The sequence below is a fragment of the Mesorhizobium sp. WSM3860 genome (genome assembly GCF_002294995.1).
Lineage (GTDB): Bacteria > Pseudomonadota > Alphaproteobacteria > Rhizobiales > Rhizobiaceae > Mesorhizobium.
Window position 1 is genome coordinate 81,730 of the sequence record NZ_NSGF01000022.1, and the last position, 12,035, is coordinate 93,764.

Consider the following 12,035-nt stretch of genomic DNA (forward strand, 5'->3'; position numbering starts at 1 on the left):
GAGATCGCCTTGATGAGGAGGTGGCGGCGCGGAAGGCACGCCGCCACCTCTGACGGGTTCAATAACCGGCGGGCTTCGGCCAGGGCATGGTGAACTGATCACCGCGGCGGACGAACCGGTAGCGCCGGAAGTGGAACCAGAGCGATGCCACGATGTAAAAGCACATCATCGCGCTGAGCTGGGTGCCGTAGCCGAGGAACACGGCGAAATAGGCAGCAGCGCACAGCGTCAGAAGAACGATCACCGGCAGCGGATGAAGCGGATGCACATAGCCGCGCTTGATCGTGTCGAGCGGCCACTTGCGCCGGAACATGACCATGTTGAAGGTCATGAAGGTGTAGCCGAGCAGGCCCGACAGGATCGAGAATGTCACGACCTGGTCGAGCGGTGCACCAAGCGCGAAGATGAGCGCAATGGGAACCAGGAACACGATCGACCGATACGGCGTGCGATAGACCGGGTGCACCGCGCCGAACCAGCTCGGCAGGTAGCGGTCACGGCCCATCGAGAACCAGGCGCGTGAGGCGTCGTTGATGCATCCGTTTGCCGAAGCAAGCGTCGAAAACATCGTGCCGACGAACAGGAGCACCATCAATCCGGCACTGCCGGTGACACGCGCGGCGTCGAAGAGCGGCGTTCCGGCTTGACCGAGATATTCCCAGGGCAGGAGGCCGGAGCAGACATACCAGGTCATGGTCGCGGCTATCAGCAGCGTCATGATGCCGGCCATGGTACCGTAAGGCAGCGAACGCGCCGGCGAGCGCACTTCTTCGGCAGCCTGGCAGGTTCCCTCGATGCCGAGATAGTACCACAAGCCGAAGTGCAGGGCCGCGACGATGCCGATCCAGCCATAGGGCAGTGGAGCTGTGGTGATTGCCGAAAAATCCATCGGCACGGCAGAGACTCCGAGCTGCACCGAGATGAACAGGGCGATGATCGCCAGGAACGCGATGGCGGTGATGACCAGATTGAAGGTCAACGTGGCCAGCACACCGCGAAAATTGAGCCATGCCAGGAACATGATGGAAAGGATGATGAACGGCTTCTGGTTGAGGCCGGTATGGCCCATCATCCCCGCGACGGTATCGAGCAGATAGCCCACGGTTATCGCGTTGGCCGCCTCGAGCATGGTGTAGGCCATGACAAGGAACAGGCCGACATTGAAGGCCATCAGCGGCCCGACGATGTGCTTGGCCTGAGCGTACTGGCCGCCAGCGGCGGCGATGGTCGATGTCACTTCCGAGTCGATCATCGCCACGCAAGTATAGAGCAGACCGGCTACCCAGCAGGCGGCGAGTCCGGCGATCATGCCGCCTTTGCCGACTGAGAAGTTCCAGCCCATATACTCGCCGACGAGCACGATGCCGACACCGAGCGCCCAGATATGGGCGGGGCCGAGCACGCGCAGCAGCTGAAGGCGCTCGGTTGCGGGAGCGGTTGCAGTCACGTTTGCCATTTCCGTCCCCTTCAGATCTGGTGGCGCTCGGCCGTTACCTCGATCTCGCCTTCGCGAGATGAAGTCAGCAGCTCGTTGTCATAGGTGGTGTCGATGCGAATGAGATTGATGAGCATCAACGCACCGAACATGGCTGAGAGGGCCCAGGCCACATATTCGAGAATATTCCAGATATCCATGGTCGCCCTCTCCTATCGCCGTTTCGGATCGAAGCGTTCTTCGATCACTTCGCGGTACTCCCTGTCGGAAAGCCGCACGACCAAAACAAAATAGCCAATGACCAGCACCGCCATGACGATCAGCGGGGCCCAGCTGAAACTATAATCGAAGCGCGCGGTGATGATGTCGTTCGCGGCCGCCGGGTCGGTAATTCCAATCGCCGCCCATTGCTTGGCTTCGGTCGCGTTCTGGCCGAGTGCTTCCCAGGTCGGGTTGGGAATCGGGTTAGGCGTTTTGGCGGCGCCGGCGAAGCCCAGGTAAAGGGGCAGATAGAGAGCGCCCACCGTCAGCACGAGCAGGGTGATAACGTCGAAGACCTGACCGACAAGGCCCTGCTTGGGAGGTTGATATGCCATTTTGCCAGCTCCTTAACCGCGGCGCCTGCGCATCTCGTCGAGATGCTTGATGTCAAGGCCGTAGATGAAGTGCTTATCTTCGGCGTAGTGGCGCAGCATCGCCACGATGGCCGCCGTGTTGAAGGCCAACACCAGCCCGCACGCGACCGAAAGGATGATGCGCATCGCGGGGATCGAGATGTACGGCCAGACGCTGAACAGCGCGAACAGAAGTGTGCACCAAAGTACGACGACGAAGGCCAACAGGCCGGCGCGATCGCGAGCGTGCATTTTGTCGATGCGCTGGTCGAGGCTGAGTTCGCCGGTTCGACTACTGATTGTTGCTTCCATCTGTTCTCCTCCAGACGCCATTTTCGGCTTTGTTGCGCTTTTGCGTATGGGAATATTAATTTCCCAACAGGAATATCCGGCAAAGTTAATTTCCTGTCAAGTGACGCGATGCAGATAGTGGATGGCGTCAGCAAAGCAGAGATGCTTCTGAACAGATTTGAACCTGGACATGGGTTTACCTTCGCGCGCCACGCGTTCGCCGTCGTCCCGACAGTGTTTTTGGGGGCCACGCCTTTTCGGTTGCGCGGGACGGTCGCCGGAAGCTGCAAAGCCGCCTCGGGTTCCCCACGGAACTGCACTCGGCGATCAGAGCTTCCGGCGCTGATCCATCAGCGGTTGAATGCGAGGCCGGGTCATGCCGGTCTATTCAGCAAGAACGCAGTTCCTGCTCCGCGTAGATCGGAAATCGGCTGACCAAATCGTGCGCTTCCTCGCGCACGGCCCTCTCGATTGCTGCGTTGCCGGCCTCGCCATTTGCAGCCAGCCCATCGATCACGCTCATCGTCAGGCGTCCGACCTGACGGAATTCTTCCTCGAGGAAGCCACGTGTGGTGCAGGCCGGGGTGCCCAGGCGGATGCCCGACGTCACCATCGGTCCCTGCGGGTCGAACGGGATGCCGTTCTTGTTGCAGGTGATATGGGCGCGACCGAGTGCTGCCTCGACCACCTTGCCGGTCAGACCTTTTCGACGCAGGTCGACCAGCATCAGATGCGTGTCGGTACCGCCCGAGATAATATCGACGCTGCCTTCGGACAGTGTCTCGGCCAATGCCTTGGCGTTTGACACGACATTTGCCGCATAGAGCTTGAATTCCGGCGCCAGCGCCTCGCCGAAAGCAACCGCCTTTGCGGCGATGACGTGCATCAGCGGTCCGCCCTGGAGGCCGGGGAACACCGCCGAGTTGATCTTCTTGCCGATCTCCTCGTCGTTGGACAGCACCATGCCGCCACGCGGGCCGCGCAGGGTCTTATGGGTGGTCGTGGTCACCACGTGGGCATGTTCGAGAGGGTTGGGGTGGACGCCACCAGCAACCAGGCCCGCAAAATGCGCCATGTCAACGAACAGTTTGGCGCCGACTTCGTCGGCGATCTCGCGAAATGCCTTGAAATCGATGATGCGCGGATAGGCGGAACCGCCGGCAAGGATCAATTTGGGCCGGTGCTTGCGCGCCAGATCGCGCACCTCGTCGAGGTCGATGCGATGAGTGTCGGGGCGAACCCCGTAGGAGACGACATTGAACCATTTGCCGGATTGGTTGACCGGTGCGCCATGAGTGAGATGCCCACCGGCGGACAGATTAAGCCCCAGGAAGGTGTCGCCGGGCTGCATCAGCGCCATGAAGACAGACTGGTTGGCCTGACTGCCGGAGTTCGGCTGCACGTTGGCAAACGAGCACCCAAACAGCGTCTTGGCGCGCTCGCGCGCCAGATCCTCGACTTCGTCGACGAACTGGCAGCCGCCATAGTAACGGCGGCCGGGATAGCCCTCGGCATATTTGTTGGTCAGCACCGAACCTTGTGCCTCAAGCACCGCCCTGGAGACGATGTTTTCGGAAGCGATCAGTTCTATCTCGTTGCGCTGACGAGAGAGCTCCCGCTGCATCGCTTCGCTGACGGCACGATCCGCGACAGCCACTCCCGTGCGGAAGAACCGGCTTGCTGCGCCGGTGTCAGGCTTGGTCGAGATATTCATGAAACTCCTCCCATACGGCGCGACGCAGCGCCAATATTGTGGTCATCCGGTCCAGCCCAGGCCGGTCGAAATGCAATTGATCGAAAGCAGCAGCGCGTTGACCGCACGCTTGGGCTTTGCGGTCGAGCCGTCCCGGGCACGGACCTCGCGCAAGAGCTGCACCTGCAATCGATGAATGCCGTCCAACCGCGGTCTGATGCGATCGAAGTGCTGCTTGAAGGCGGGGAAGCGCTGCGAGACCTTCAGGCCGCTGTTGATCTCGGCAATGGTCTTGCGCGTGAGCGCATATTCGGCGGCGATCTTGCGGTAGATCCGTTCCGACAATTCGGGATCCTGCACCAAGCCAGCATAGAGCCGACCGATCTCCATGTCGGTTTGGTAAAGTCCCTTGTCGACCTCGTCGACGATGAGACGGAAAAAGCGCGAGCGCTCGAACATCTGTCTGAGCAGCTCCAGCCCTGCGCTACCGCGAACAGTGAGGAAGGAATTGAGCGCGCTGCCGATGCCGTACCAATTGGTCAGCAGATGCCGGTTCTGGCTCCAGGCGAAAACCCAGGGGATGGCGCGCAGGTCGGAGATGTCCCGAGCACCGAAGCGGCGGGCCGGGCGCGAGCCGATCTTAAGCAGCGATAGCTCTTCGACAGGGCTCGCCTGATTGAAATAATCGATGAAGCCCGGCTCATTGATCAGGCCCGAATAGGATGCCTGCGACATGCCGGTCAAAGCCTCCAGAGCCTCGCTGAACTCAGGGATTTCCTTTAACTCAGGCTCGTTGTGTGACTTGACACTGTGGGCCAAGACGCTCGCGGCCAGGATCTCGAGCTGGTAAAGACCTGTGCCGCGATTTGCGAATTTCGACGACACGACCTCGCCCTGCTCGGTCACGCGCATGACACCGGTAACAGTGCCGGCAGGCTGGGCAGCGATCGCCCGACCCGTCGGCGCACCGCCTCGACTGACGGAACCGCCGCGGCCGTGGAAGAAGCTGATCGTGATCTTGCGCTTCTGACTGAGGGCGTGGATACGCCTTTGCGTCTTGTTCAGTTCCCAGTTCGAAGCCAGGAAGCCGCCATCCTTGTTGGAGTCGGAGTATCCCAGCATGACTTCCTGCCGGTTGCCGAAATCGCGCACGGAGCGGCGCACAATCGAGACCGAAAGAAGCTGATCCAAAACATCGGCAGCCGCGCGCAGATCGGCGATGGTCTCGAACAGCGGCACGACGCGCAGGGCAATCGCGCCGCTGCCGTCGAGCGCGGTGGCCATACCGCAATATTGCGCTAGCACGTAAACAGCCAGCAGGTCTTCGGAAGACCGCGTCATGCTCAAGATGAAGGCGCCAACCGCACCGCCGTTCAGCCCGGAGGAGGCTTCGCGGATGACATCGAAGAGGTCGAGGAGCTCACGCGCCTCATCCGAAAGCAACTGCGGTTCGACGATAAGCTGCTCGCCGGTGGAGAGTGCTGTTCGGATGCGCTTCGTCCATTGCGGCGTGTCGGGCGTCGGCGCCTGATCCCCGTCCATATGCGTGAAGAGCTCGGCCAGTACCCGATTGACGACCGTCGAGTTCTGGCGAATGTCCAATGCAACTGTGCGAAAACCAAAGGTCTCGACCTGCTGACGCAAAGGGCGGACGAAGCGCCGCGCAACATGGTTGCCGCCCAGTTTGGCAAGGACCGTTTCGACATGTCTCAGGTCGTTCCTGAACAACTCTGAGCGGGCATACGGCTTGGCCCGGGTCTCACCGAGCATCGCCCGCAAGCGATCCAGCATCGCGGCCGCGAACTGCCTCAGCGGTTCTCCCGGGTTGCGCGCCACAATCTCGCGAGCTGTACCGGTCCGGTGCAGCGCCTGGGCAAGCGCCTTGGTGAAATCTTCCGGGATCTCGACGACATTGGCGCTGACGCTGAGCACGGTGACCAACCGACGAACCTGATGGATGTACCAGCCAATGACGGCATGACGGCATTCCGTGAGCGCCCGAACCGTCGTCTTTGCCGTGACATTCGGATTGCCGTCGCGATCGCCGCCGATCCACGACGCGTAGCGCATGAAGGACGGGACCTTGATCTCGTATTGCGGGTAGTGGCGGGCAAACGCCTCCTCGACGGCATCGTAGATCTTCGGGGTCGCCTCGAAGAGCACTTCCCGGAAGAAATGCAGGCCCCATGCGATCTCGCTCTCGACCGATGGCCGCTCAAGCCGCAACTCGCCCGACATCCACAAAAGCTCGATCTCGCTGCTGAGATCGTCAATGAGTTGCTCGCGCTCGCGCGGCGCCCAGCGCTGCTGCTCGAGCTCGGTGAGCTTGCGATAGATGCGCCGGTGAATTTCGAGAACAGTGACGCGCTTGGCCTCGGTAGGGTGGGCGGTCATGGTTGGCCCGACACTCAGCGTGTCGAGGGTGGTTTGCAATTCCTCGGCCGGGTAGCCGGCGGCGGCTATCTCGCCGACGACATTGGCGAAGGAACCAACCACCTCGTCCGCGCCACCCATCTGCTCGAGTTCGCGGCGTGAACGCATTGCGAGCAATTCATTGGCGATAGCGACGAGTTGGAACCATATGCCGGTCGCCTGGAGCGCCGGGATGCGCTGATCATCGGCGAGAGTGTCAAGGCTAACGCGCCCGGTCAGAACCCCGGCTAAACCGGGCTCACGTTCGCTGACGACAGAGGTCAGCAGCCTGAACAGAAGACTTCTGACATCCTCGTGACAGCTAAGCGGTCTGCTGTCGTCCACAGCGGCACCCATTCTTCCAAGCGTTGTCCCGAGCCGGCCGAACGAGGCGGACATCCCAGGCTTCTCCATCTGGAAGCAGATAGATTTTCCGCCTTTTTGAAAACGCCCGGACGGGTAGATTTGCCATTCGTTCGGGTGGGTTGGAGCACCAACCGAATGATGGTCGGCAAGGCCGACCTGGGACCACCGAACGGACCATAAATCACGATCTTGCCAACATTGGTCCAGCGCGTTTCGGAGCTAGACGCCGCTTAACTGTTATGCAAAGATGTTGCCTTATAGGAAAAATGCGAGATAATTGGACTGAGGTTTATTCATAACGCGCCAGCCCGGCGCGTTTCATAGGAGACCTCAGCAAGAGACTTGGACATCGACATGCACAAGGTATTTCCGGATCTCTTTGAAGGGCATGCGCCGATCACCCTGCAGAACGCTTTTCATGAAGCCCTCGAGGCGCTCGAAGAATGGAGCGAGAAAGCTGAAGAGCCACTCATTCCGATCCACGGCGTCGCCATGCCGATCAGCAGCGTTTTCGTCGGGATGAGCCACTGCACCGATCTGATGCCGCTCAGAACACAAGGTGTTCTGGAGGCGATCATCGGTGTTCGTGCCTCAGGACGGATGCTTTATGCTGACGCAGCGAGGCTTGCGATGCCCCTGTGCGCTGCGCGGACAGACCCTGGCGCCCTTCCCGCTTATCCCTGACACGAATCGACGAAGGTGAGCGCAACGCTCAGGCCTTGCTTGGGTGCGCCCAGGGGCCGCGGTTTGCATCAAAGCCGCCCCGGCAGCCGTGAAATAGCGCAAGGACGACAGGCTTCGCGATCGGTGACCGAGTGACCTACCCGCCCCGAATTCAGGATTGCCAAGGCCAGTGGGGGGCAAGGCCGATGCAGGTCATGCAAAAATCCTCAACAGCGAGCTCAAGCGCGCCCGCGGTTTCTTTCGCCGGCATAGAGCGCAACAGCCATCGCCCGGTTGCGGACCTCCAGTTTATCGTAGAGGTTCCTGAGGTGATACTTGACCGTATTCTCGGAAATCCCGGTACGGGTCGCGATCTGCAGATTGGTCCAGCCGTCGGCCAGCACCGAGAGCAGCTCGCGTTCACGTGTCGTAAGCCGCGACATCGGCGTGTCGTTGATTTTGGAGACGTCCAGGTAAGGGACGCAGATCCGGCCATTGGCGACCGCGACCAGGGTGTCGAAAAGGATCGCCGGGTCGTCGAACTGATAGCAGAACCCCTGGACGCCAAGGCGCACGCACTGCTTGAGGATAGCGATGTCGTGATCGTTGGAAAAGATCACGAGGCGCGCATGCAGGCTGCGCCGCTGCATCGCTGTCAAAACACCGGCGGCATCCATGTCCGACAATTTCCACCCGAGCACGGCGACATCGAACTGAGGGGGTGTGGCCGCCGCCGCTCGGAGAAAAGCCTCGCCGGCCTGCACGCTATCAATGAGATCGAAGCGGCCGTCTCGCGAGATCATATCGCCTAGGGCAGCGACCACGAGCGGATTGCGCTCGCCGATCAAGATCCTGAATCTGCTCTTTTCGGGCATTGACGCCACCTAAGTCCCGACACCTTGGCGCTGACCTTCGACTCGGCGGTACGCGCTCCCGGTCTTGGCTCTTGCGCCCTCTCCCTTGCAGTCCTCTACTGCCCAACCACTTGCTACTTCGGCCACTTCCGATCGTCGCCCGCAATCCAATCATCTTCATTCCTAACATGAATTTAATTTTCCTTCTAGTACAATCAGTCAGATCGACGCACTCTCGGGTTTGAGGCCCTTCGCAAAGCATGAGACACGCGCGCTGCGGCCGGGCTCCGGTGATGACCATGCCTCAGCCTGCCAAAGGCGCCGTCCTCGAAGGAGATCTCACTCAACGATTGCCGAAAACGACGAAGGGCCCCGCCTGACTGCGGCGCCGCACCCGCATGCCCTCAACCTCCATCGGCGTGGAGGCGACGAATGCTACTGCATCAACAATATCTGCAGGTCCGCGACATTGGTGCCGGTAGCGCCAATCATCAACAAATCTCCGGATATTGCCAACGCTGCATAGGAATCGTTGTTGCCTAGCAGGACGGCGGGCTCCGGACCGAAATTGCGGATCCGCGACGTGGACCCGGCGTCGACGATACCCCCGGCCGCATCGGTGGGGCCGTCGCGGCCATCGGTACCGCCGCTCAGAAACACCCAATTGCGGCGGATCGCTTTCTCTTCATTGGCCAGGGCGAACCGCAGCGCCATTTCCTGATTGCGTCCTCCTTTGCCTGTGCCTGAGACCTCGACCGTCGTCTCGCCGCCGGCGATCACCGCCACCGGTCCTGCGTGGCCGGCATGTTCGATTGCGATACCGTGGAGCGTGCGGGCGGCGTCACGGACATTGCCCGACAACCAGTCGGCGGCCTTGATGACATGAATGCCACATTGCCCGGCTTTTGCCATCACGCTTTCAACACTGATGCGGTTAGAACCGACGACCACGTTCTCGATGCGGTCGAAGATCGCTTCTGAAAAGCGCTCATCCGGCGAAAGAAGAGCCTGCTTGAACGCCGAGTCGACACCATACTTCGAAAGCACACTGTGCGCGTGGGAAACGGAGGCGTAGAGCGGAGCTGTCGGGCCGCTAGCCACCAGGCGAGCGTCATCGCCGGGCACATCCGAGACAATGAGCGCCAATACGTCGGCCCTCGATGCCAATTGCGCCAAACGTCCGCCCTTCAGGCGCGAAAAATGCTGCCTGACAGTGTTGATTTCCCGAATGTCGGCGCCCGAACGGACGAGGGTGTCATTGAGTGCGATCTTGTCAGCCAGTGACAGCCCGGCCGAGGGCGCGCACAACAGCGCCGAGCCGCCACCGCTGACAAGAACGAGAATAAGGTCGCCAGGCTCCGCCGATCGGGCAAGACTCTCGACGGCGCAGCCCGCGTCGATGCTACCCTGATCTGGCAGGGGGTGCCCGGCCGTGATAACCGCAGCGCCATCGATCGCCACCGCATTTTCGGCATTGGTGACGGCCACAGCCTTATGCAGCTTGCCGCCGATCAAAGGCAATGCCGCGCAAGTCATTGAGCAAGCTGCCTTGCCGAAGGCGATAACGGTGATGCGCCTGGCCTTTTCAAGTCGGTCAGAGTGTCGTGCCAGCGCAGCGGCGACCGCAGGCCGGGCTCGGCCGCAGCGACGCCCGTCCGAAACAGGTCGAACGCCTTTATACGCAGATCCGTCAGCGCCGACGCAAGGCCAGGCGCCACCGTCACACCACCCGATCCGGAGCGGGTTTGCCCTCGAAGAAGGCAGTGAGATTCTCGAGGGCCTTCATGCCCATCGCCTCTCGTGTTTCCGTGGTCGCACTGCCAAGATGGGGAAGCAGGACGACGTTTTCCCGAGCAAGGAGGCCGCGGGGCACCGCAGGTTCGTCGGCGTAGACGTCGAGCCCCGCGCCAGCGATCACCCCCTTGTCGAGCGCGTGGATAAGGGCGGTCTCGTCGATCACATCCCCGCGAGCCGTATTGATGAGGAAAGCGGTCGGCTTCATGACCGAGAGCCTTGCTTCATCAATCAGGTGCTTGTTTTCGGCGCCGCCTGGACAATGCAGCGAGACGAAGTCGGACTCCTCCAGTACGGCTTCGATGGATGGAAGTTGCCGGGCAGAGATCAACCGGATCTCGTCGTCGTCAACCTTGGAACGATTGTAGAAGACGACGTCCATGCCGAAGCCGAAATGCGCCCGGCTCGCCGTCGCCTTGCCGATGCGTCCCATGCCAACTATCCCGAGCTTCTTGCCTGAAACCTTGGTGCCGATGAGATGGGTTGGACACCATCCCTTCCAGGCACCGGCGCGCAGTTGTCGCTCACCCTCGCCGGCACGGCGTGCCACCAGCAGGAGCAAGCTCATCGCAATGTCGGCCGTGCAATCCGTCAGTACTCCCGGCGTATTGGTGACGGCAATGCCGCGGTCTCGAGCAGCCGCCACGTCTATATGGCTGAAACCGACACCGAAGTTGGCGAGCAAGCTGGTGCGACAGCCTTCGGGGGGAAATACCGAGGCAGGCAGTCGATCGCTCACGGTGGGAAGGATTGCGTCATAGGCCCGGAAAGCCGTCGCGAAATCTGCTGGCGTCAGCGGCACATCACCGGCATTCAGTACCGCATCGAACCGTTCCGTCAGAAGCTTCTCCACCTTGGCCGGCCAACGTCGGGTTACAGTCACACGCGGCTTCATTTGGATCCCCCAACCTTGCCCAGACGACCACGCGAAACCGCCAGGCTGGCAGCAGCGGTCCGCGATGTTGACGGCGATTTCGACGAGCCAGGATATCCGACCGGACGTGCGCCCACGCTCACGCCGCCTTCTTGGTCCGCGCCAGCGTGTCGGCCACGACCTCGCCGAAGGAGGCAGGCGTCGGCACGATGACGACGCCGGCGTCCTTCAGGATCTCGACCTTTTCCTGCGCCGACTCGCCGAAGGCGGAGATGATGGCGCCGGCATGGCCCATGCGGCGGCCCTTGGGGGCAGACAAGCCGGCGATGTAGGCGATCAGCGGCTTTCGCATGTTGTCGCGCGCCCAGATCGCGGCTTCGGCTTCCTGCGGTCCGCCGATCTCGCCGATCATCACCACGGCGTCGGTGTCCTCGTCGCGCTCGAACAGCTGAAGGATGTCCTTGAAGGACGAGCCGTTGATCGGATCGCCGCCGATGCCGACGCTGGTCGACACACCGATGCCGAGCGCCTTCATCTGCGAGGCGGCCTCGTAGCCCAGCGTGCCCGAGCGGCCGACGATGCCGACGCGTCCGGGGAGATAGATGCTGCCCGGCATGATGCCCATCAGCGCCTGTCCGGGGGTGATGACGCCGGCGCAGTTCGGCCCGACAAGGCGCATGCGGTCCTCGAAGCGGTAGCGGCGCATGTAGCGCTTCACCTGCATCATGTCCTGGGACGGGATGCCGTCGGTGATGCAGACGCAAAGCTTGATGCCGGCATCCGCCGCCTCCATGATCGAATCGGCAGCGAAGGGCGGCGGCACGAAGACGATGCTCGCCTCGGCCCGGGTCTCGCGCACAGCGCCCTTGACCGTGTTGAAGACGGGCAGGCCGAGATGCGTCTGGCCGCCCTTGCCGGGGGTGACGCCGCCGACCAGTTTGGTGCCGTAGCGCTTCATGTCCTCGGCGTGGAAGCTACCGATCTTGCCGGTGAAGCCCTGGACGATGACGCGCGTGCTGCGGTTGAGCAGGATTGCCAT

11 protein-coding genes are annotated in these 12,035 nt (G+C 61.6%); 1 reads left to right on the forward strand and 10 read right to left on the reverse strand.

Annotation, left to right across the window (positions count from 1 at the left end):
• Nucleotides 1-58: 58 nt before the first annotated feature.
• The 6 genes from CK220_RS26515 to CK220_RS26540 all read right to left on the reverse strand — a co-directional run bounded on the left by CK220_RS26515 (nucleotide 59) and on the right by CK220_RS26540 (nucleotide 6,790).
• Complete coding sequence (locus CK220_RS26515; RefSeq protein ID WP_095814353.1) at nucleotides 59-1,456, reverse strand: amino acid permease; 1,398 nt, start codon at nucleotides 1,454-1,456, stop codon at nucleotides 59-61.
• Between the two features lie 11 nt (nucleotides 1,457-1,467).
• A complete protein-coding gene (locus CK220_RS26520) occupies nucleotides 1,468-1,635 on the reverse strand; it encodes a hypothetical protein (RefSeq protein ID WP_168247624.1) in 168 nt (55 codons plus the stop codon).
• A gap of 12 nt (nucleotides 1,636-1,647) precedes the next feature.
• Nucleotides 1,648-2,031: a hypothetical protein gene (locus tag CK220_RS26525; protein WP_095814354.1), complete on the reverse strand. Its 384-nt coding sequence runs from the start codon at nucleotides 2,029-2,031 to the stop codon at nucleotides 1,648-1,650.
• A 12-nt stretch (nucleotides 2,032-2,043) separates the two neighbouring features.
• Nucleotides 2,044-2,361 (reverse strand): hypothetical protein, encoded by a 318-nt coding sequence (locus CK220_RS26530; RefSeq protein ID WP_095814355.1) that lies wholly within the window; start codon nucleotides 2,359-2,361, stop codon nucleotides 2,044-2,046.
• Nucleotides 2,362-2,728: 367 nt separating this feature from the next.
• Nucleotides 2,729-4,054: a serine hydroxymethyltransferase gene (glyA, locus tag CK220_RS26535; protein ID WP_095814356.1), complete on the reverse strand. Its 1,326-nt coding sequence runs from the start codon at nucleotides 4,052-4,054 to the stop codon at nucleotides 2,729-2,731.
• A 42-nt stretch (nucleotides 4,055-4,096) separates the two neighbouring features.
• Nucleotides 4,097-6,790, reverse strand: coding sequence for a phosphoenolpyruvate carboxylase (locus tag CK220_RS26540; RefSeq protein WP_095814366.1), 2,694 nt, complete (start codon nucleotides 6,788-6,790; stop codon nucleotides 4,097-4,099).
• Between the two features lie 363 nt (nucleotides 6,791-7,153).
• Here CK220_RS26540 and CK220_RS26545 point away from each other — a divergent pair, with 363 nt between their 5' ends.
• Nucleotides 7,154-7,495 carry a hypothetical protein gene (locus tag CK220_RS26545; RefSeq protein WP_095814357.1) on the forward strand — a complete coding sequence of 114 codons (342 nt, stop codon included), beginning with the start codon at nucleotides 7,154-7,156 and terminating at the stop codon, nucleotides 7,493-7,495.
• 218 nt (nucleotides 7,496-7,713) lie between these two features.
• Here CK220_RS26545 and CK220_RS26550 read toward each other — a convergent pair whose 3' ends face one another.
• From CK220_RS26550 to sucD, 4 genes are all read right to left on the reverse strand, one after another.
• A complete protein-coding gene (locus CK220_RS26550; RefSeq protein ID WP_095814358.1) occupies nucleotides 7,714-8,349 on the reverse strand; it encodes a response regulator transcription factor in 636 nt (211 codons plus the stop codon).
• Nucleotides 8,350-8,763: 414 nt separating this feature from the next.
• Nucleotides 8,764-10,098: a DUF4147 domain-containing protein gene (locus tag CK220_RS26555; protein WP_348629677.1), complete on the reverse strand. Its 1,335-nt coding sequence runs from the start codon at nucleotides 10,096-10,098 to the stop codon at nucleotides 8,764-8,766.
• Nucleotides 10,049-11,017 carry a D-glycerate dehydrogenase gene (locus CK220_RS26560; RefSeq protein ID WP_095814360.1) on the reverse strand — a complete coding sequence of 323 codons (969 nt, stop codon included), beginning with the start codon at nucleotides 11,015-11,017 and terminating at the stop codon, nucleotides 10,049-10,051. Before CK220_RS26560 ends, CK220_RS26555 begins: the two co-directional genes overlap by 50 nt.
• Nucleotides 11,018-11,135: 118 nt before the next feature.
• Nucleotides 11,136-12,035: succinate--CoA ligase subunit alpha (gene sucD, locus CK220_RS26565; protein ID WP_095814361.1), on the reverse strand; the 900-nt coding region annotated here is incomplete at its 5' end.